Genomic DNA, 19923 nt, shown 5'->3' on the forward strand with positions numbered 1-19923 from the left:
CCGCCATGCCGCTCAATGCCGCCCAATGGCAGAAGTCGCTGACGGCGGATCATCTGCAGCCGGTGTATCTGCTCGCCGGCGAAGAACTGCTGGTGCTGGAGGCCGCCGACGCCTTGCGTGCGCAGGCGCGCAAGCTCGGGTACGCCGAGCGCGAAGTGCTGGACGTCGGCAACCATTTCGACTGGGATGACCTGGCGCGTTCCGCGGCCGGGATGTCCCTGTTCGCGACGCGCCGCCTGCTGGACCTCCGCCTTCCCACGGGTCGCCCCGGTACCGAGGGCGCCAAGGCCATCAACGAGTTTTGCGCGAACCCGCCGCCGGACGTCACCTTGCTGATCACCGCCACCGAGTGGAGCAACAAGCACGAAGGCGCGTGGACCAGGAACCTCGACGCCGCCGGCACGATGGTGGTCTTCAATGCGCCGCGCCCGAACGAATGGGCCGCGTGGATTGGTGCGCGCCTCGCTTCGCGCGGCCTGTCCGCGACGCCGGATGCCGCCGCGCTGCTCGCCGAGCGGGTCGAAGGCAACCTGCTTGCCGCTGCGCAGGAAATCGACAAGCTGGTCGTGCTGCATGGCCAGGGCAAGATCGACGCGGCGGAAATGGAAAGCCTGGTCGCCGACAGTGCCCGCTACGATGCATTCAAGCTCACCGATGCCGCGTTTGCGGGCGAGGGTGGGCGTGCGTTGCGCATCCTGCATGGCCTGCATGCGGAGGGCGACGAGCTGATCGCGCTGATGGGCTGGCTGGTCAACCAGCTGCAGCTCGCCTTGCGACTGGCGAACGCACGCGACTTCGCCGCGCAGGCGCGCGCCGAACGCCTGTGGCCCGCACGCGAGCAGCTGTTCCGCAAGGCACTGCGACGTGCACCACGTGACCACTGGCTGCAATGCCTCGCGCGCGCCGCCCGCATCGATCGCATGGCCAAGGGCCGCGAGCAGGGCGATCCCTGGCTCGAAGCGGAACGCCTGATCGCCGCCATCGCCGAGCCGCGCGCGGCGCAGGCGCTCGCGTGACGATGGCCGGCACTTCTCCCCTCTTGGGAGAGGGCCAGAGTGAGGGGAGCGTGCTCGCCTCGATCCATCACCGCATGCGTGCTTTTTCGTCAATCGACCCCGGCGCAACGTGTTTCCCCGCCCCGGCGCGCTCTCCGGCGGGGAGATGAGCATGCGCCCCCTTGCGATTTTCGGCGGCACCTTCGACCCCATACACCTGGGGCATCTCAGCGTGGCCTGGGAAGCGTCCGAGCTGCTCGATGCCGATGTGCGCCTGATGCCGGCCAGTGTCCCGCCGCATCGGCCCTCGCCACTGGCGAATGCGCAACAGCGGGTGGCGATGCTGAAGGCGGCGTTGCAGAAGCAGTCGCGCCTCGCGCTCGACGCGCGCGAGCTCGAACGAAGCGGCCCGTCCTACACGATCGACACACTGGTCGAGCTGCGGAAGGAAGAGGGCGATCGCCCTCTGGTGCTGCTGTTGGGCGCTGATGCCTTCGCCGGCCTGCCTTCGTGGCATCGTTGGCGCGAGTTGTTCGATGTGGCCCACATCGGCGTGCTCAGTCGCCCTGGCGTGGACGTCGCATGGTCTGACGAGCTGTTGGCCGCCATCGGGCCGCGGCTCATCGATGATGCCTCCGCCCTGCATGCCTTGCGTGCAGGCAAGGTGATCGAGCTCTCTGTCACGCCGCTGGAGATTTCGGCGACGCGCGTTCGCGAGCTGTTGGCCGCAGGCCGTGACCCGCGCTATCTGCTGCCCTGCGGGCTGTTCGACGATCCGTCGATTCTCGCGCCTTACCGCAAGGTCTGAGCGTCTCCTTGCTCGTGCACCCAGTGCGCGAGCCCAAAGGAAGCGACGCCCCCTCAGGCTTTTCGCGCACCGGGTGCGCTCCTGCAAAAGAAGGACGCGCCGGGTTACGACGTTCTCGGCACAAACCTCAACGCCACCGAATTCATGCAGTAACGCAACCCTGTCGGCGGCGGGCCATCATCGAACACGTGGCCAAGATGGCTGTCGCAGCCGGCGCAGTTCACCGCCGTGCGTTCCCATCCAAAGCTGTTGTCACGCTTTTCGATGACATTTTTCTTGGCGATCGGCTGCCAGAAGCTCGGCCATCCGGTGCCGGAGTCGAACTGCGTTGCCGCATCGAACAGCGCCGTGTCGCATGCAGGGCATCGGTACAGGCCTGGCACGGACGGCTTTTCATGCGGGCCGCTGAAGGCGCGCTCGGTGCCTTCGCGGCGCATCACGTAGTAGGCGTCATCGGAAAGCCGCTGATGCCACTGCGCGTCGTTGAGCACGAGCTTGCGCACGTGGCAGCTGCCGAGATGCCGGCCATCGTCGGCAAAGCATTCGAGCAGGAGATCCTCGCCCTGCGCCGCGGGCGTCGCCGCCATGGCGTCTCCCGACGACATGCCGCGTCGCGAGAAGCCCGGCAACAACCACGCGCCTGTGACGGCGATGGCGCCTCCGGCCAATGCCGCACGCAGGAAGCGGCGGCGTTCCAGCATCACGATATCCTGGGTGCGAGACATGGTGGACTCCATCACGCGGTTGGCGTGGATCAGCCGAACGTAAAGGCGTAGGCCTGCACGCCCGGGTCGAGGAAGGTGATTTCGAACGTACGCTCGCCCGTGCCACCCGCCTGGCGCACCAGCTGGTAGAGGCGCTGCGAGGTCACCGTGCCATTGCCGTCGGCATCGGTATCCATGCCGTGATCGGCAGCCGGCACCTTGCCGTCGATGGTCACGCGGAAGCGCACCGGTTTGCCGTCCGACGAGGGGCCCAGGACCAGATGCAGGTCGCGTCCGCGAAAGCGGTAGACGATGCGGCTGGTGGCGCTGTCCGATCGCGCGCTTTCCTCGCGCACGGTCCAGCGGCCGCCGAGTGCCCATTGATTGGCCATGAGCGTGGCGGGCGCGCGGTAGTCCCACGCGTCGTCGTGCGCCACTTGGCCGCCGGCGAAGTTCTCGGCGCGCGCGTAGCCGACGTAGGTTTCCGGCGAGCGCTGCGCATCGCCCGAGCTGGCCGCTTCCGCACCTTGTGCACCGGGCTGTACATAGCCGCCCGGCAGGTTCGTCTGGCCCGCTTCGGTGAGCAGCTGGCGGATCACGTCCTCGCTCTGGTCGTACTCGCCCTCACCGAAATGGTGGTGGCGAATGTGGCCCTGGCCATCGATGAAGTAGTGCGCGGGCCAGTATTCGTTGTTGAAGCCTTTCCAGATCGCATACTCGTTGTCGAGCGCCACGGGGTAGTCGACACCAAGGTCCTTCACGGCCTTGATGACGTTCTGCGGTTCCTTCTCGAAGGCGAATTCGGGCGCATGCACGCCGATCACGACCAGGCCGTGGTCCTTGTACTTGTCGGCCCAGCCACGCACGTAAGGTAGCGAACGGATGCAGTTGATGCAGGAATAGGTCCAGAAATCGACCAGCACCACCTTGCCGCGCAGCGATTGCGCCGAGAGCGCCGTGCTGTTGAGCCATTGGGTGGCGCCTGCCAACGAAGGCAACTCGCCTTCGATCGGCAACGGATCGCCGGCCTTCACCATGGGTTGTGGCGCAGGCGCGGGGCGTACGGCATCGATCAGCTTTTGTTCGATGCCACCGGTGCTGGCGAGTGACACGCGAGTCAGCAGGCCGGTATCGACGCCCAGCGCGATCGCGGCAACGCCGGCGAGCACCAGGGCGCCCAGCGCGCGCCGCACCCACTCGCCGGCGCCCAGTGAGCGCTTCATGAGTGCAAACACACGACCACCCACGACGAGCGCCAGCGCCAGCGACGTGGCCGCGCCGGCCGCATAGGTGAGCAGCAGCAGGGTGGTCTGCACGCTGGCGCCATTCAACGCCGCGCCGGTCAGCAGCAGGCCGAGGATGGGGCCGGCGCAGGGCGCCCAGAGCAGGCCGGTCGCCACGCCCAGCCCCGCGGCGGACCACGCCGAGTCGCCCTCCACATCCGAACGCTGGGTCAGCTTGTTGCCCAACGCCACGAATGGCCGGCTGATCCATTCGGCCAGGTGGCTGGACAGCAGGGTGAGGCCGAGCACCGCCAGCACCACCATGGCGACGATGCGGCCATATTGGTTCGCACGGATGGCCCAGCCGCCACCCACCGCCGCCAGGGTCGCGACAAGGGCGAAGGTGAGCGCCATGCCCAGCAACATCGGCAGTCCGTTGCGGGCGAAAGGCCGGTCCGCCCGGGCAAATACGAACGGCAGCACGGGCAGGATGCACGGGCTGAGTATGGTCAGCACACCACCCAGGTAGGCCAGGATCAGCACGAGCATGTAGACAGCATCCATCAGGGAGTCATGAACGTATTCGCCGGGCACGGCGCCACGGTTACCAGGGCGCGGGGTTCCCCATGGGCTGCCCCGCGAGAGTTTTCCGAAACAGCGCCCCGTGCCGGTGAAAACCGGCGCGCGAGGTAACGGAAACACTTCCTGCGCCGAATAACCGTAAGACCTTCGCGATACCTCTCCATGACCGCCGCCTTGACCGCCACCCGTCCGATGGTTCTAGATAGCGTCCTTCCTGTCTGGATCCGGGCCGACTTTGCCGTGAGTGACGCCGCTGAAAGCGCCATCGATGTGCCGGAGCGGCGGCGTGCCGCCTGGATGGCGGCAGCCCAGGGTGGCGATCGGCGGTCCTACGAGCGCGTACTGGCCGACTCGGTGCCCCTGATCCGCGCTGCGGCGCGACGCCAGGGCGTGGATGCGGACCTGACGGACGATGTGGTGCAGGAGACCCTGCTTACCGTGCACCGGGTGCGCCACACCTACGATCCGGGGCGCTCGTACGACGCCTGGTTGTCGGCCATTGCGGCACGGCGCGCGATCGATGCGCTGCGGAGCCAGGGCCGGCGAGGGCACCGCGAGTTGCATGACGAGCGAGCCTACGACATGCACCCCGACGAGCACGACGCCGCCGACGCCACCGAGCGTGAACAGGCCGCGCGCCGTCTGCGCGAGGCGATCGCGACACTGCCGCCGGGCCAGCGCGAAGCGGTCGAACAGCTTGGCCTCAAGGAGCGCTCGCTGGCGGAAGCCTCGGCGCATACCGGTCGTCAATCCGGCGCATTGAAAGTGAATCTGCATCGCGCCATGAAGGCGTTGCGAACCCGTTTCCATGGAGAGCCCTGAGCACATGTCCGAATCGCGACTCCCCGAGTCACTGATCCAGTCGCTGGGCGTGCAGCTGACCCCGGTGCGGCGCCTGCCGCCGCCGTGGATGCGCACGATCGGCTGGCTGGTGCTGGTGGCGGCGATCGCCTTGGGCTTGCTGTGGCATTACGGTGCGCAGCACATGATCCGCCGCTGGGTGGCCGAGCCGGACATCGCCGTCGCGGGTATCGGCGCGCTGATCACGGCGGTGTCGGCGGCGTGGGCGGCGTTTACGCTGGGCGTTCCCGGGCGTTCCGCCGCATGGGCGTGGCTGCCGCTGCCCGGGCTCGCGTTGTGGGTGGGCGCCAGCGGGCTCGGCTGCCTGCGCGATGTCGTCGTGCCGGGAGCGACCGTGGCCACTGCACATCAGTCCGGCGACTGCCTGATGTTCATCATCAGCTTGTCGATCCCGCTCTCTGCATTGCTGGTGTGGCTGCTGCGCCGCGCCTGTCCGCTTCGGCCGGTGCTGACGGCGGTGATGATCGGACTCGCCAGTGCGGCCGCTTCCGCGGCGCTGCTGGAGATCTGCCACGGTTTCGCCGTCGCGGTCACCGACCTCATCACGCATGCGATCGCGGTCGGCATCGTGGTGCTGGTCAACGCCCTGATGGGCGGTCGTCTGCTGCAACCCGCACTGAAGTAACGCCTCTCTCCATCGCAACGAAGGAACACATGCGGCTCATGCCGCATCGTCCATCCGTCAGGAGAGCTCCCATGAAGTACTTCATTCCGCTGGCTCTTGCCGCCTCATTGGCCTGCGTATCCATCGCGTCCGCGCAGGACGCCATGCAGCCGGCAAGCGCCGGTACTGCCATGAAGCAGGATGCGATGAAAAGCGGCGACACGATGATGAAGAAAGATGCTCCAGGCATGAAACACGACAGCATGAAAAAGCACGACGCCATGAAAAAGGGTGATGCGATGCAGCACAGCGACGGCATGAAGAAGGCGTCCGGCGGCAGCGACAGCGGCGGCGCTTCGGGTGGCCAGTGACCTCGGCAACCACCCGCAAGAAAAAGCGGATTTCCATCGTGCGTGAGCACTGCAGCAAACGATCCTGGGCCCACGCGGCCTGCCGATATTGACGCTGAATGGCGATGTCGGCCGGTCGCATCTTCCTGCCGGGCATGGGTATACGCTTGGGTCCGTTCCCGGCGTGCGCGACACGAGCGCAAACCCGGCAACGTGTTTCACGAACCAGGGAAGGGTCGTTCGCATCGGGCAGGACTGCTGATGTGGCGTGGCCGGAGCCGGCGCAAGCCGGTGACGGATCGTCGGGTCGCTCGGGAGGGGTGGCGCCGGCAGTTTCAAGGAAGTGCGGCATGGCCGCACGGTTACCTCACCGCTTCAGGAGACATGCACTCATGAAAGTTTCCCGTTACGCCGTACTCGCCTTCGCCACTGCCCTCGCTCTCGGTTTCGCCGTGTCGCCTGTCATGGCGCAGTCTGCCCAGGACACCAGCAAGGACGCGATGAAGTCCAGCTCGGATGCCATGAAATCAAATTCGGATGCGATGAAGTCGAGTTCCGATGCCATGAAGTCCGGCTCGGATGAGATGAAGTCCGCCAATGATTCGATGAAGGGCGACGCCGGCAAGAGCAGCTCGCACCACAAGAAGCAGCACAAGAAGAGCAGCGAACCGGCTTCCTCCTCGACCAGCGGCCACTGATTTCCAACCGCGTCGGCAAGCAAGGCTCCCCCCGCGGGAGCCTTGTTTTTAGGCATGGCGCCGTGCGGGCGTGGTGTAATAGTGCATCGTCCACGCGGCGGGGCACTCGATCATGGACACCGGTTTGCTGCGGCGCCTGGGTATCACCCAGCCCCTTGTTCTCGCTCCCATGTCCGGCGCTTCGACACCGGCGCTGGTGGCGGCCGTGTCCCATGCCGGCGGCCTGGGTTCACACGGCGTGGGTTATCTCGCGCCGCAGGCGATCCTCGACGACGCGGCGAAAATCCGCGCGCTGACCGATCGTCCGTTCGCGCTCAACCTGTTCGTGTTGCCCGACGATGCACACGCGGACGAAGCCGCCATCGACCAGGCGCGAGCCACCCTGGATGCACTGATGGAGCATGAGGGCCTGGCCGTGCGCACGACCAGGCCGGAGCGCTGGTCGCCGCGTTTCTCCGATCAGTTCGCCGCGCTGTGCGAGGCGCGTCCCGCCGTTGCGAGCTTCACCTTCAACCTCCTGACGCCCAGGCAGGTGGACGAACTCAAGCGCCGCGATATCGCCGTCGTGGGCAGTGCGACATCGCTGGCCGAGGTGCGTGCCTGGGCAGCGCTGGGCGTGGATGCCATCAGCCTGCAGGGAGCGGAAGCCGGCGGTCATCGCGGCACCTTCCTGCACGCCCCCGAGGAGGCCATGATCGGGTTGTTCGCCTTGATCCGGCTGGCCGCGCGCGCGGTGGACGTGCCCCTGATCGCCGGCGGCGGAATCATGGACGGGCGAGGCATGCTCGCCGCGGAGATGCTGGGCGCGGCGGTAAGCCAACTGGGCACGGCCTTCCTGGCCTGTCCGGAGTCTGCGGCAGCCTCTGCCTGGAAGCAGGACATCCCTGCCACCGAGGACACGCGCGTCACCACCATCCGGAGCTTCTCGGGCCGCGCGGCGCGAGGGCGACGCAATACCTATGTGGATGCGATGGAGCCGAAGGCGGGGAGCTTCCCGGCGTATCCCGTCATGAACGCGCTCACGTCTCCCTTGAGAAAGGCCGCCGCCGCCGCGGGGCGGGGTGACCTCGTCTCGGAATGGTGCGGGCAGGCCGCGAGCCTGTCCCGCGCCCTGCCGGCGGCCGAATTGGTCGCGATCTTGCTTGAGGAATATGCCGCGGCGCGCGCCAGTTTCGCTTGACGTGAGCTTCAGGGTGGGGCGCTATACTGGCCCCGCGCCATCCCGCGCATCGATCATGCATCGAGGCAACCGCACTTGAGTCAGACTTCCCCTCGCAGCACCAAATCCGCCACCACGGCGGTCATTCGCCAGCAGGTCCTCGACGCGCTGGACGAACTGAAGGCCAAGGACATTCGTGAGATCGACGTCCGCGGCAAGACCTCCATCGCCGACCTGCTGGTCATCGCCTCCGGCACTTCCGCGCGCCATGTGAAATCCATCGCCGACGAAGTCGTCAAGTTCGCCAAGAAGGCGGGCGTGATGCCGCTCGGCGTGGAAGGCGAGCAGGAAGCCGAGTGGGTACTGGTGGACCTGGGAGACGTGATCGTCCACGTCATGCTTCCGCGCATCCGCGAGTTCTATGGCCTGGAAAGGCTGTGGACCGTCGGTGACCGCGAAATGGACGCCGAAGTCGCCAGCGTGGGCTGATGTCCCACGCTGCGATGGCCGTTGCCGCGCGCCTTTGGATGCGCGTGGCGGTTCTTTCTGTTCCTCTGCTTTTCGGTGAAGACGCATGCGTGCGCGCCTGATTGCCGTCGGTGAACGCATGCCCGCCTGGGTGGCGGAAGGTTTCGCGGAGTACCGCAAACGGCTGTCGCACGATCTGCCGCTCGAACTCTTCGAGTTGAAACCCGGCGTGCGCGGCAAGGGCCGCGACGACGCGCGGGCCATCCAGGACGAAGGTGCCGCCATCCTCGCGGCATTGCCGCGGGACATCCATGTCGTCGCGCTGGATGGCCGTGGCAAGGCGTGGTCCAGCGAAGACCTCGCCGCGCAGCTCGAAAAATGGCGGATGTCGGGGCGCGACCTGGCGTTTCTCATCGGCGGGCCGGACGGCCACGCGCCGGAGGTGCTGGCGCGCGCCGACCAGAGCTGGTCGCTGGGCCCGCTCACCTTGCCGCACATGCTGGTACGGCTGGTGTTGGCCGAACAGCTGTATCGCGCCACCACGCTGCTCTCCGGTCACCCCTACCATCGCGCCTGACCGCCACGGCCCGACAAAGTGGCTATGGCCTTGGCGCGAAAGTGGTCATATGCCGGCCCGGGGCGCAGCCGCATACTGCATGCACTTTCCAGGTTCGGGATGCGGATCATGTCCTACAGGGTGCGCCAGGCCACCATCCATGAGGTCGACCTCGTCGCGCCATTGTTCGACGCGTACCGCCAGTTCTATGGCAAGCCAGGCGATCTCGATCTGGCACGACGTTTCCTGCTCGAGCGATTCCGGCATCACGAGTCGGTGATCCTGCTCGCCGTCGATGACGAGGGGCGTGGCGCCGGTTTCACGCAGCTCTATCCGCTGTTCTCTTCCGTGCGAGCGGCGCGCACCTATCTGCTCAATGATCTCTTTGTCGCAACCCACGCACGTCGAAGCGGGGTGGGTGCGGCATTGATTCACGAGGCAGTGGACTTTGCACGGGCGGCCGGCGCGGTGGGCATGTCGCTGACGACGGCGCATGCGAACGAGGCCGCGCAACGCCTGTATGAGTCCCTGGGGTGGAAACGCGACCTGGAATTTCGCGAATACAGCGTTGTTCTGTAGGCCGAATCCTGCCCCCAGACCATCGTCTAGCTTGCCAAGAGTTTGACGTGACCCGGCGCTAACATGAGTGGATTGCACTTCAGGAGCATTCCCCATGGACAAGCGCATTCGCCACGCCGGACTCGCGAGCAAGGTCATGACGGCCACCAAGGCCGCGGAGCTGGTCGACCACGGCATGACGATCGGCATGAGCGGCTTTACCGGCGCCGGTTATCCGAAGGCCGTGCCGCAGGCGCTGGCCGCGCGCATGGTGGCGACGCATGAGCGTGGCGAATCGTTCCGTGTCCGCGTGCTTACCGGCGCCTCCACGGCACCCGAGCTCGATGGCGCGCTGGCGCGCGCCGACGGCATCGACCTGCGCCTGCCCTATCAGTCGGATCCGGAGTTGCGTGCGCGCATCAATCGCGGCGAAATGGATTACCTGGACATCCATCTCAGCCACGTCGCGCAGTACGCGTGGTTCGGTTTCTTCGGCCAGCTCGACCTGGCCGTGGTCGAAGCCACCGCCATCATGCCCGACGGGCGCCTGCTGCCGTCGTCTTCGGTCGGCAACAACAAGACCTGGCTGGATCTCGCCGACAAGGTGATCGTCGAGGTCAATCACTGGCAGCCGATGGAAATGGAGGGCATGCACGATGTGTATTACGGCACGGCCCTGCCGCCGAACCGCAAGCCCATCCCGCTGCTGAAGCCGGACGACCGCATCGGCGAGCCGTACCTGCGGCTTGACCCGGACAAGGTCATCGCCGTGGTCGAGACCCATGCGCCCGATCGCAACAGCGCGTTCTCGCCGCCGGACGACTGCTCGCGGCAGATCGCGGGCCATCTCATCGACTTCTTCCGCCATGAGATCGCCAAGGGGCGCCTGTCGCCGCAGTTGCTGCCATTGCAGTCGGGCGTCGGCAACATCGCCAATGCCGTGCTGGGCGGCTTGCGCGATGGCGGTTTCAGCGGCCTTACCGCATTCACCGAGGTGATCCAGGACGGCATGCTCGACCTGCTGGAGCACGAGGTGCTTTCCGTCGCCTCGGCCACGTCGTTCTCGTTGAGCCCGGCGGGCATCGAACGCTTCCTCGGCAACATCGAGTTCTCCCGCAAGCGGATCGTGCTGCGCACGCAGGAGATTTCCAACCATCCCGAGCTGGTCCGCCGCCTGGGCTGCATCGCCATGAACGGCATGGTCGAGGCTGACCTCTATGGCAACATCAACTCCACCCATGTGGCGGGCACCAGCATCATCAACGGCATCGGCGGCTCCGGCGATTTCGCGCGCAACGGCTTCATGTCGTGTTTCCTCACGCCGAGCACGGCGAAGAACGGCGCCGTCTCGTGCATCGTGCCGATGGTGAGCCACGTGGACCACACCGAGCATGACGTGGCCGTGGTGGTGACCGAGCAGGGCCTGGCCGACCTGCGCGGACTGTCGCCACGGCAGCGCGCCAAGGTCATCATCGAGCGTTGCGCTCATCCCGACTACCGTCCGTTGTTGCAGGATTACTTCAACCGCGCGCTGCACGACAGCCGCGGCAAGCACACGCCGCATCTGCTGAACGAGGCGCTGTCCTGGCACCAGCGTTTCCTCGAAACCGGCGATATGCGACCTTAAGGCCCTCTCGCCGCCGGGTTCGCGCACCATGCTCTATCTCGCCTCGCAGTCACCTCGTCGTCGCCAGTTGCTCGAGCAGATCGGTGTGGCGTTTCAGGTGGTCGACGTGAACGTGCCGGAGCAGCGCGCGCTGGCGGAGGCGCCGCGCGAATACGTGAGTCGCGTGGCGCGGGAAAAGGCGCTTGCGGGCTATGCCGCGTTGAACGATCCGCAGGCCTTTGTGCTCGGCGCCGATACCGAAGTGGTGCTCGACGACGAGGTCTTCGGCAAGCCCGCCGATGCGGCCGATGCCGCCGCGATGCTGCGCCGCTTGTCGGCGCGGGTGCACGAGGTGATTTCCACCGTATGGCTGGTGAGCCGCAAGGGCGAGTGGAGCGACACCAGCCTGTCGCGTGTGCGCATGCCCGAGCTCGATGACGCCGCGATTGCGGCCTACATCGCCACCGGCGAACCCTTCGGCAAGGCAGGCGCCTACGCCATCCAGGGACATGGCGCCAAGTTGATCGAGCACCTCGACGGCAGCCATTCCGGCGTCATGGGCTTGCCGGTCTTCGAAACGGCGCGGCTGCTGCGGGCGCATGGCGTGATCCGCCATTGATGCAGGCGGGCGAAGCCGCGGCGCAACGTCTTCAGTGGTCCGGCATCATCATGAACCAGGAAACGACGGCCAGCAGATTGTTCGCGCCGTGAGCCAGCACGGCCGGCCAGATCGAGCCCGATTGCACGCGCAGCCAGCCAAGCACCAGGCCCAGCAGGGCCAGGTTCGGCAGCGCGTACCAGAGGAAGGACAGATCGGGCAGGTGCACGCAGGCGAACAGCACGGCAGTGATGGCGATGGCCCAGCCGCTGCCCACGTGGCGACTGATCGCCGAAAGCAGCACGCCGCGGAACAATAGTTCTTCCACCAGCGGCCCCACGCTGATGACCAGCAGGGCCAGCGGCAGGCGCAGCAGCGGCGAGATGTGCGCGCCGAGTTGCTTGATGTCCTGGCTCACTTCGTGTCCCTGCGCCAGCCATTGCGTCAGCAGGCCGCCGATGAAGGGCATGAGCATGCCCAGCACGACGGCAACGGCGTACAGCGTCGGTGCCGGCGCCGGGATGAACCCCAGCCCCGGCAGCTCGCTCCGGTGCCACAGCGAAGGCCAGCGGCGGTAAGTCAGGTGCATGATCAGCGCGGCGGATACCAGCAGGGTAACCATCACGGCGGTGGCGCTGGCATCGGGCTGGCCCAGCCAGACGCGGGCCTGGTGGATCACTTCGCCCGGGCCCTCGCCATGCTGGAGCACCATGACCACGCCGGCGGTGAGTCCGATGAGCCCGCCTACGGCGAGCTGCAAGGCGAAGTACAGCGCGATGAGCCCGAAGGCGTACCAGACGCTGGGCGCGGGCGACAGCAGTGGCAGGGATGGCGGCGAATCAGAGGCGTATTTCAATCGGTTCGCATCCATCGAAGGCGGGTCCAGCAAACGCACGTGCAAGTCGAGCCGCCAGGGCGCAACGCGCTCGCTGCCTGGCGCAACCACGCTAGTCCCTGCCGCGCCGCGGGCGCAATCCTGTCCTTTGGCACGGTCGGCCGGGCGGCTTTCGCCGCGTTGACATCCCCGCCCTTGTATAGTGGCGGCACGTTCCAAGGAGGAAAACGGCGCATCCAGCGCCGACCCATGTTCGCTTTCGACTGGCTGGCCGACCCTACTGCGTGGGCAGGTCTCCTCACCCTGGTGGTGCTGGAGATCGTGCTTGGCATCGACAACCTCGTCTTCATCGCGATCCTTGCCGACAAGCTGCCGGCCAAGAAGCGCGATCGGGCCCGTGTACTGGGCTTGCTGTTGGCGCTGGTCATGCGCCTCGTCCTGCTGGGGGCGATGTCCTGGCTGGTGAAGCTTATCGCGCCCATTCTCGAGTGGGGTGCGCTGTCGTTGTCGTGGCGCGACATCATCCTGCTGCTGGGCGGCGCTTTCCTGCTGTTCAAGGCCACGGTGGAGCTGCACGAGCGGCTGGAGGCGGGCGACCACCATGACGCCGCCAAGCGCGCACCGGCGCGCTTCTGGCTGGTGGTGGCGCAGATCGTCGCGCTCGACGCGGTGTTCTCGCTCGACTCGGTGATCACCGCGGTGGGCATGGTCGACCAGCTCTCCGTGATGATGATCGCGGTGGTGGTGGCGATGATCCTGATGATCAGCGCCAGCAAGCCGCTGACGAACTTCGTCAATGCGCGGCCGACCGTGGTGATCCTGTGCCTGTCGTTCCTGCTGATGATCGGCTTCAGCCTGGTGGCGGAGGGCTTCGGTTTCCATATTCCGAAGGGTTACCTGTACGCCGCGATCGGCTTCTCGATCATGATCGAGGCCTTCAACCAGACCATGCGCCGCAATCGCCAGCGCAGCCTGCTGGGCAGTGCGCGCACGCTGCGCGATCGCACGGCGATGGCGGTGATCAATCTGCTGGGTGGCGCAGGCAAGGAGGAAGAGGAGGCGACGCCTCATCCCGCCGCGGCAAACACGGAAGGCAGCGTGGCGGTATTCGGCAAGGACGAACTGGCGATGGTGCAGGGCGTGCTCGATCTCGCGCATCGCCCGGTGCGTTCCATCATGACGCCACGTCCGGAAATCAACTGGATCGATCCGCGTGAAAGCGTCGAGCAGCTGCGCGCGGAAGTGAGCGCGTCCAGCCATGCGTGGCTGCCGGTGGCCGGCGACGATCTCGACCAACTGGTCGGCGTGGCATCGTCGCGCGATCTGCTGGCGAGCCTGCTGGAGCATGGCAACATCGACGTGGACAAAGTGGTGCGCAAGCCGCTTACCGTGCTCGAGTCGCTCAGCGTGCTGCGCCTGATCGAGGAGTTCCGCCGCTCACCGCTGCAGGTGGCCTTGGTGGTGGACGAATACGGCAGCGTGCTCGGCCTGGTGACGCCGACCGACGTGCTCGAGGTGATTGCCGGTGAATTTCCCGACGACGAGAGCGGCGACCCGTCCGCCGTGCAGGAAGTGGATGGCAGCTGGCTGCTCGATGCCAGCCTGGACCTGCGTCGCGTCGAACACCTGCTGGGTCTCAAGCTGAGCAGCGATGACAGTTTCTCCACGCTCGCCGGCTACGTGCTGCAGCAATTGGGCCGCTTGCCCAATGTGGGCGACACGTTTGCCAGCGAAGGCCTGCATTTCGAGGTGGTGGCGATGGATGGCGCGCGCATCGGGCGCCTGAAGGTGACGCCGGAAGGGTAAGGCTGCTGTCGCGCACAGGGTGCGCGACAGCCTTTCGCCTCAAGAGGCCATCAGCGCCCGCGCCAAACCGACCACGCCGAGCAACAGCGTGGCGATCCAGCCCATCGAGGACACCATGTAGCCCGGTCCACGCTTGGCGGCGTCCTGCAGATATGCAACCGCGTACCACGCACGGCCGAGCACCCACACCAACCCGGCCAGCGCGCCCCACAGCGGAAATCCGTACTGCACGGCCAGCCACAGCGAAGGCAGGAACATCACCGTCGCTTCCAACGTGTTCATCTGCACGCGCAACGCCCGTTCGAACGCCGGATGGCCGCTCACCGCCGGCGCCTTGATGCCGTACTTGCCGCGGGCGTGGCCCGCTGCCCACATGGTGCCGAACTGCAACAGGACGGTAAGCAGGACGACGATGGCGGGCAGGTGCTGAATCATGACGGTCTCTCGGAGAAAGGTGGCCCACTCTAGCCATCGACGATGGATGGCGGGAGGGGGTATCGTGGTCTGGTCGCACCGCGGCGGTGCGCTAGCGAGGGGCGTCGCATGGACTGGCAGAAAGGTGAGCGCAGTCAGAATGTCATCGTCGACGACGGCAGCGGCGGGGGCGGCGGTCCGCGCTTCGGCGGCGGGCGCGGCATGGGCATCGGCGGCATCATCATCCTGGCCATCCTGGGCCTGGTGTTCTTCAAGGACCCGACCGCACTGCTCAACCAGGCGGACACCGGAGGCCAGGTCGCGGCGCCGAGCGGGCAGCCCGCGGAGGTCGATCCGCAGACCAGGGATTTCATCAGCGCCGTGCTCGGTTCCACCGAGAAAACCTGGACGGACATCTTCGCGAGCCATGGCCGCCAGTACGTCGATCCGCAGCTCAAGATATTCAGCGGCGGCGTAAGTACCGCCTGCGGCATGGCCTCCACCGCGGTCGGGCCGTTCTATTGCCCCGGCGACCAGTTGGTGTACCTGGATGTGGCCTTCTTCCGCGAACTGGAGAATCGCTTCCATGCGTCGGGCGACTTCGCCCGCGCCTACGTGATCGCCCACGAGGTGGGCCATCACGTGCAGAACCAGCTGGGCATCTTCGACCAGGTGGAGCAGGCGCGCCGGCGCGGCGCGCGCATGGAAGGCGCCGATGGCCTTTCGGTGCGGCAGGAGCTGCAGGCCGACTGCTTCGCCGGTGTATGGGCGAACCGTACCCAGCAACGCCTGCAGTGGCTGCAGCCGGGCGACATCGAGTCCGCCCTCAACGCGGCCAGCAAGATCGGCGACGACGCCTTGCAACAGCAGGCGCAAGGTCGGGTCGTGCCCGATTCGTTCACCCATGGCACCTCGGCGCAGCGCGTGAAGTGGTTCCGCGCCGGCTTCGACAGCGGCGACATGGGCAGCTGCAACACGTTCGCCGGGGAGCCCTGAGCCGCGTCGCCGCCCGCATCCAACCGGAAATGCCCGCTGCGCGGACGGCGGGCGCGTTCTAGAATGCCGCTGCCGCGCGCCTTGGGGTGCGCCTGCGAACCACCTGCATGCTCCATCCCTGTCTGCGTTGCGGCGCCTGTTGCGCTTATTTCCGCGTAGCCTTCCATTGGTCCGAGGCGGATGCCTCCCTGGGCGGCGTGGTGCCGCCGGAACTGGCGGAAACGCTGGACCCGCATCGTCTCGTCATGCGTGGCACGCAGGCATCCAGGCCGCGCTGCGTGGCGTTGCAGGGCATCGTGGGCGAAGGGGCGCACTGCGGCATCTACGAGCGCCGTCCGTCGGTATGCCGCGAAGTGGAGCCGGCCTGGGAATCCGGGCGTCCCAGCGCGCAATGCGACAAGGCGAGGCTGGCGCACGGCATGCAGCCGCTGACACCCGCGGACTGGCCATCCGCAGGCTACCCCGCCTGAGCGACGTTACCTGGCGGCTGCGGCGCCGTCGTTCTGGAAGGCCAGCACGAACTGGCGCAGGTCGTTCTCGTTCACGTCGGAGACGGCGATGTACTGCATGCTGGCATCGGTCCAGCGGATCACCGTGTAACCGTGCTCCTGCGCGACCGCCTGCGGCGACGCGGCACCGGTTTGCACCGGCCACTGGTAGAGATTGATCACATGGAGCCTGCGCTTGTACACCAGCGCGGCGACGCTGCGCCCCTCGACGGCATCCAGTCGCCCGCCGGCCAGCGGGAAACCTTCGTCGGAGAGGTCCTTCACGCGCGGCGCAAAATCCAGCTTGCCTTCGAACCAGGGCTTGACCGTGTGCTGGCTGGTCGACACCACATCCATCAGGTGCTGTTGCTGCAGGGAGCGCACATGGCTCGACACGACATCGGCGACCTGTGCGTCGCCCATGCGGTCCGACCGCAGCAGGTGCAGCCAGGCCGGCCCGGAAAGCAGCAGTGCCGCGACGAAGCCGGCCGCCGCGGCCACCGACAGCGGCATGCGCAGGCGGCGCGCGCGCGGCACCGGTGTCACGGCGGCAGGGGCAGGCGCCCAGCGCCGGCGCAACGCGTCCGGAGCCCTGTGGTACAGCTCGGGCTGGGCTAGCGCCTTGTGCAAGGTGGCGTACGCGTCGAAGCGTGCCGTGCATGCCAGGCATTCGCGCATGTGATGGGCGACGGCTGCGCTGTCGCCGGCGCCGAGTTCATCGTCCAGGTAGGCGTGGAGCAGCAACTTCGCGTCATCGCACATCATGGCGACGCACCTCCTTCGGATGATGGCCCAGTTCGGCGCGCAGGCGTTCGCGCGCACGGGCCAGTCGCGACATCACGGTGCCGATCCGTTGCTCGATGATGGCCGCGATCTCCTTGTACGAGCACTCTTCCAGCTCGCGCAGCACGATGACTTCGCGCAGCGGCGGCGGCATGCGTTCCAGTGCGGCGCGCAGGGCGCCCACGTCCACGGCGAGCAGCGTGAGTGTTTCAGGCGAAGGACCTTCGTCCGCCAGCGGATGGAGCTCGTCGTCGAGTTCTGCATGCAGGTCGTCCTGCCGGTGCCTGCTGCGCATCGTGTAGTAAGTATGGCGCACGATGGTAAGCAACCAGACCCGCGCGTCGCTGCCATGGAAACTGTCGAAGTAGCGCAGTGCGCGGAGCATCGCTTCCTGCACCACGTCCTGCGCATCGCTGGCATCGCGCGCTAGCCACCGCGCCAGGTTGTAGGCCGCGTCGAGATGCGGCAGCACCAGCGACTCGAAGCGGGCGCTTCGAGCGCTGTCAGGGCCGGTCATGCGGGCAGACGAATCCATGGGCATGCAAGGTAATACCTCGACCATGACCACTTTATTCCAAGGGCGACCGCAGGCCGCGTGAAGGCGTTCCGGGTGGGAATAAGCGTCGGGCCGGGCCGGTAGTAGCTAGGGCGGGATGTACCCGTTTTCCCCTCTACCGGAGAGTCCGACCATGCGTGATTCAGACGACAACACGAGCCCTGGCCGCCGCCAGTTCCTCCAGTGCATGGCATGGGCGGGGGCCGGCACCTTGTGGCTGATGCAGGGCGGCGTGCTGCGCGCGCAGGCGCTGACCGGGCAGGGCGCCAGGGATGCCGCCGACGCCAGCTTCGCCTTCGTGCAGATCAGCGATTCGCACATCGGTTTCCACAAGGCGCCGAACATGGACGTGGCCTCTACCTTGCGCGCTTCGCTGGCGATGGTGAACGCGCAGAAGGTGCGGCCCGACTTCCTGCTGCACACCGGCGATCTCACCCATCTCTCGCGACCGGACGAGTTCGACGCGCTGGCCGGCATCATGCAGGAAGCGCGGGTGGACAAGACCTTCTACGTACCCGGCGAGCATGACGTGATCGGCGACAACGGCGCGGAATTCTTCCGCCGCTTCGGCGAAAGACAGCAGGCCGGCGGCTGGTACAGCTTCGATCACCGCGGCGTGCATTTCGTCGGCCTGATCAATGTGCTGAACCTCAAGGCGGGTGGCCTTGGCTCATTGGGGGCCGATCAGCTGGCGTGGCTGAAGATGGATCTCGCGCCGCTGTCGGCATCGACGCCGCTGGTGGTGTTCGCGCACATGCCGCTGTGGTCGCTCTACCCCGAATGGGGCTGGGGTACCGACGACAGCGCCGAAGCCATGGGCCTGCTGCGGCGCTTCGGGTCGGTGAGCGTGCTCAACGGCCATATCCACCAGATCCAGCAGAAGGTGGAGGGCAACATCACTTTCTACACGGCGCGATCCACCGCCTATCCGCAGCCGGCACCCGGCGTGGGCCCTGCGCCGGGCCCGATGAAGGACGTGCCGCCAGAGGCGTTGCATCGCTACCTCGGCATCCGCGAGGTACGCCATGTGCGCGGCAGCCAGCCGCTGGCGCTCACCGACGAGGTGTTGTCATGAAGGCGCTCCGCTACGCGGCGATCATGTCGATGCTTTGCCTCTGTTGTGGCGTGGCGATGCCAGCGGTTGCGGCGACGACGGATGCCGCCCCGAAGGCGAAGGCGGCGGGAACCCAGGTCGAGATCCGCAACTTCGCCTTTGCGCCTAACACGATGACCGTCGCCGTGGGTACGCGGGTGGTCTGGACCAATCGCGACGAGGAGCCGCATGTGGTCACCAGCGCAGGCAAGCAGTTCGCTTCATCGCCCGCGCTGGACACCAGCGATACCTATGCGGTGACATTCACCAGGCCCGGCACCTATGCGTACTACTGCTCCATCCACCCGATGATGGTCGGCACCATCATCGTGCAGTAGCGGCACCGTCGAAGCGGTAGATATCCATCGCCAGTAGCCCGTATTCGATGCCGGCGTCGATGCGCGTGGCGTGCGCCTGCGCGCCCGCCGCGCCCAGCGCGACAAACAAGGGCAGGAAGTGCTCATCGGTGGGATGCGCGCGCTCGGCGAACGGTGCCTGGCGGCGATAGTCGAGCAATGCCTCGACGTCGCCCTCGGCCAGCTTGCGTTCGACCCACTCGATGAAGGGGCGCACGTACGGCGCTTCGCGTTCTTCGCTGTAGCCCGAACGGAAGTCGTGCAGGTTGTGCGTGATGCTGCCCGAGCCGATCACCAGCACGCCTTCCTCGCGCAAAGGCGCCAGGGCACGGCCCACCGCGTACTGGTGCGCCGGGCCGAGCTGGGGCTGGATCGACATCGGCACGACGGGTATGTCGGCGTCGGGATAGAGCAGGCGCAGCGGCACCCACGCGCCGTGGTCGAGTCCCTGGGTGGGATCGAGCGTGGTGGGCAGGCCGGCCTTGTCCAGCAACTCGGTGATGCGCGCGGCAAGCGCCGGTTCGCCTGTGGCCGGGTACCGGATGTCGAACAGCGCCTGCGGGAAGCCGTAGAAGTCGTGAATGGTTTCCGGGCGGGTTGCTCCGCCGACGTGCGGCTGGCGGGCCAGCCAATGCGCCGTGGCGATGACGATGGCCTTGGGCCGTGGCAACGCCTTGGCCAGCTCGGCCAGGCGTTCGCCCACGCGCCGTGGCTGGATCGCGGTCATCGGCGATCCGTGGGAGATGTACAGGCTTGGCAGGGTGGTCATGGCGGTTACCTCGGAAGTACCGCCCTAGATTAGGGATATCGGCGCCGATTGCAGCGC

At 66.8% G+C, this 19923-nt stretch carries 24 protein-coding genes; 17 read left to right on the plus strand and 7 right to left on the minus strand.

Going from position 1 to position 19923, the window contains the following annotated elements; translation table 11 throughout:
* Nucleotides 1-5 precede the first annotated feature (5 nt).
* Both holA and nadD read left to right on the plus strand, forming a co-directional pair.
* Complete coding sequence (gene holA / locus JMF82_RS04355) at nucleotides 6-1016, plus strand: DNA polymerase III subunit delta (RefSeq protein WP_201313315.1); 1011 nt, start codon at nucleotides 6-8, stop codon at nucleotides 1014-1016.
* A gap of 151 nt (nucleotides 1017-1167) precedes the next feature.
* Complete coding sequence (nadD, locus tag JMF82_RS04360) at nucleotides 1168-1803, plus strand: nicotinate-nucleotide adenylyltransferase (protein ID WP_201313316.1); 636 nt, start codon at nucleotides 1168-1170, stop codon at nucleotides 1801-1803.
* Nucleotides 1804-1907: 104 nt separating this feature from the next.
* Here nadD and msrB read toward each other — a convergent pair whose 3' ends face one another.
* Both msrB and JMF82_RS04370 read right to left on the minus strand, forming a co-directional pair.
* Nucleotides 1908-2528, minus strand: a complete 621-nt coding sequence (msrB, locus tag JMF82_RS04365) for a peptide-methionine (R)-S-oxide reductase MsrB (RefSeq protein ID WP_201313317.1) — start codon at nucleotides 2526-2528, stop codon at nucleotides 1908-1910.
* A gap of 29 nt (nucleotides 2529-2557) precedes the next feature.
* A complete protein-coding gene (locus JMF82_RS04370; RefSeq protein WP_201313318.1) occupies nucleotides 2558-4279 on the minus strand; it encodes a cytochrome c biogenesis protein DipZ in 1722 nt (573 codons plus the stop codon).
* Nucleotides 4280-4474: 195 nt separating this feature from the next.
* On the opposite strand from JMF82_RS04370, the gene JMF82_RS04375 reads away from it, so the two are divergent.
* The 10 genes from JMF82_RS04375 to JMF82_RS04420 all read left to right on the plus strand — a co-directional run bounded on the left by JMF82_RS04375 (nucleotide 4475) and on the right by JMF82_RS04420 (nucleotide 11791).
* Nucleotides 4475-5134 (plus strand): sigma-70 family RNA polymerase sigma factor, encoded by a 660-nt coding sequence (locus JMF82_RS04375; protein WP_201313319.1) that lies wholly within the window; start codon nucleotides 4475-4477, stop codon nucleotides 5132-5134.
* 4 nt (nucleotides 5135-5138) lie between these two features.
* Nucleotides 5139-5798 carry an NrsF family protein gene (locus JMF82_RS04380; protein WP_201313320.1) on the plus strand — a complete coding sequence of 220 codons (660 nt, stop codon included), beginning with the start codon at nucleotides 5139-5141 and terminating at the stop codon, nucleotides 5796-5798.
* A gap of 143 nt (nucleotides 5799-5941) precedes the next feature.
* On the plus strand, nucleotides 5942-6148 hold the full coding sequence (locus JMF82_RS04385) for a hypothetical protein (protein WP_201313321.1): 207 nt from the start codon (nucleotides 5942-5944) through the stop codon (nucleotides 6146-6148).
* A 371-nt stretch (nucleotides 6149-6519) separates the two neighbouring features.
* The gene (locus JMF82_RS04390) at nucleotides 6520-6825 is read left to right on the plus strand and encodes a hypothetical protein (protein WP_201313322.1); all 306 of its coding nucleotides are present in this window, start codon (nucleotides 6520-6522) and stop codon (nucleotides 6823-6825) included.
* A gap of 112 nt (nucleotides 6826-6937) precedes the next feature.
* The gene (locus JMF82_RS04395) at nucleotides 6938-8005 is read left to right on the plus strand and encodes a nitronate monooxygenase (protein ID WP_201313323.1); all 1068 of its coding nucleotides are present in this window, start codon (nucleotides 6938-6940) and stop codon (nucleotides 8003-8005) included.
* 123 nt (nucleotides 8006-8128) lie between these two features.
* Nucleotides 8129-8473: a ribosome silencing factor gene (rsfS, locus tag JMF82_RS04400; protein WP_236585294.1), complete on the plus strand. Its 345-nt coding sequence runs from the start codon at nucleotides 8129-8131 to the stop codon at nucleotides 8471-8473.
* Nucleotides 8474-8558: 85 nt separating this feature from the next.
* Entirely contained in the window at nucleotides 8559-9029 is a 471-nt protein-coding gene (rlmH, locus tag JMF82_RS04405) for a 23S rRNA (pseudouridine(1915)-N(3))-methyltransferase RlmH (protein WP_201313324.1), read from the plus strand.
* A gap of 108 nt (nucleotides 9030-9137) precedes the next feature.
* The gene (locus JMF82_RS04410) at nucleotides 9138-9587 is read left to right on the plus strand and encodes a GNAT family N-acetyltransferase (RefSeq protein WP_201313393.1); all 450 of its coding nucleotides are present in this window, start codon (nucleotides 9138-9140) and stop codon (nucleotides 9585-9587) included.
* Between the two features lie 94 nt (nucleotides 9588-9681).
* The gene (locus tag JMF82_RS04415) at nucleotides 9682-11193 is read left to right on the plus strand and encodes an acetyl-CoA hydrolase/transferase family protein (protein WP_201313325.1); all 1512 of its coding nucleotides are present in this window, start codon (nucleotides 9682-9684) and stop codon (nucleotides 11191-11193) included.
* 28 nt (nucleotides 11194-11221) lie between these two features.
* Nucleotides 11222-11791 (plus strand): nucleoside triphosphate pyrophosphatase, encoded by a 570-nt coding sequence (locus tag JMF82_RS04420; RefSeq protein WP_201313326.1) that lies wholly within the window; start codon nucleotides 11222-11224, stop codon nucleotides 11789-11791.
* Nucleotides 11792-11822: 31 nt separating this feature from the next.
* On the opposite strand, the gene JMF82_RS04425 is transcribed toward JMF82_RS04420, so the two are convergent.
* Complete coding sequence (locus JMF82_RS04425) at nucleotides 11823-12626, minus strand: CPBP family intramembrane glutamic endopeptidase (protein WP_201313327.1); 804 nt, start codon at nucleotides 12624-12626, stop codon at nucleotides 11823-11825.
* A gap of 228 nt (nucleotides 12627-12854) precedes the next feature.
* Between JMF82_RS04425 and JMF82_RS04430 the strand changes: the two genes are divergently transcribed.
* The gene (locus tag JMF82_RS04430; protein ID WP_201313328.1) at nucleotides 12855-14411 is read left to right on the plus strand and encodes a TerC family protein; all 1557 of its coding nucleotides are present in this window, start codon (nucleotides 12855-12857) and stop codon (nucleotides 14409-14411) included.
* Nucleotides 14412-14450: 39 nt separating this feature from the next.
* Here the strand turns inward: JMF82_RS04430 and JMF82_RS04435 are convergent, their stop codons facing one another.
* Nucleotides 14451-14843 carry an MAPEG family protein gene (locus JMF82_RS04435; protein WP_201313394.1) on the minus strand — a complete coding sequence of 131 codons (393 nt, stop codon included), beginning with the start codon at nucleotides 14841-14843 and terminating at the stop codon, nucleotides 14451-14453.
* Between the two features lie 111 nt (nucleotides 14844-14954).
* Between JMF82_RS04435 and JMF82_RS04440 the strand changes: the two genes are divergently transcribed.
* Both JMF82_RS04440 and JMF82_RS04445 read left to right on the plus strand, forming a co-directional pair.
* Nucleotides 14955-15821 (plus strand): neutral zinc metallopeptidase, encoded by an 867-nt coding sequence (locus JMF82_RS04440; RefSeq protein WP_201313329.1) that lies wholly within the window; start codon nucleotides 14955-14957, stop codon nucleotides 15819-15821.
* A 107-nt stretch (nucleotides 15822-15928) separates the two neighbouring features.
* Nucleotides 15929-16291, plus strand: coding sequence for a YkgJ family cysteine cluster protein (locus JMF82_RS04445; protein ID WP_201313330.1), 363 nt, complete (start codon nucleotides 15929-15931; stop codon nucleotides 16289-16291).
* 6 nt (nucleotides 16292-16297) lie between these two features.
* On the opposite strand, the gene JMF82_RS04450 is transcribed toward JMF82_RS04445, so the two are convergent.
* On the minus strand, nucleotides 16298-17074 hold the full coding sequence (locus JMF82_RS04450) for a zf-HC2 domain-containing protein (protein ID WP_201313331.1): 777 nt from the start codon (nucleotides 17072-17074) through the stop codon (nucleotides 16298-16300).
* The gene (locus tag JMF82_RS04455) at nucleotides 17061-17609 is read right to left on the minus strand and encodes a sigma-70 family RNA polymerase sigma factor (protein ID WP_201313332.1); all 549 of its coding nucleotides are present in this window, start codon (nucleotides 17607-17609) and stop codon (nucleotides 17061-17063) included. Before JMF82_RS04455 ends, JMF82_RS04450 begins: the two co-directional genes overlap by 14 nt.
* 172 nt (nucleotides 17610-17781) lie before the next feature.
* Here JMF82_RS04455 and JMF82_RS04460 point away from each other — a divergent pair, with 172 nt between their 5' ends.
* Nucleotides 17782-18723 (plus strand): metallophosphoesterase, encoded by a 942-nt coding sequence (locus JMF82_RS04460; RefSeq protein WP_201313333.1) that lies wholly within the window; start codon nucleotides 17782-17784, stop codon nucleotides 18721-18723.
* Nucleotides 18720-19079 (plus strand): cupredoxin family copper-binding protein, encoded by a 360-nt coding sequence (locus tag JMF82_RS04465; RefSeq protein WP_236585291.1) that lies wholly within the window; start codon nucleotides 18720-18722, stop codon nucleotides 19077-19079. The genes JMF82_RS04460 and JMF82_RS04465 overlap by 4 nt, the downstream gene beginning before the upstream one ends.
* Here the strand turns inward: JMF82_RS04465 and JMF82_RS04470 are convergent.
* Nucleotides 19066-19866, minus strand: coding sequence for a class III extradiol ring-cleavage dioxygenase (locus tag JMF82_RS04470; RefSeq protein ID WP_201313334.1), 801 nt, complete (start codon nucleotides 19864-19866; stop codon nucleotides 19066-19068). The two genes, JMF82_RS04465 and JMF82_RS04470, sit on opposite strands and share 14 nt — an antisense overlap.
* Nucleotides 19867-19923 lie beyond the last annotated feature (57 nt).

This window comes from Dyella sp. EPa41, from assembly GCF_016586165.1.
Classification (GTDB): domain Bacteria; phylum Pseudomonadota; class Gammaproteobacteria; order Xanthomonadales; family Rhodanobacteraceae; genus Dyella.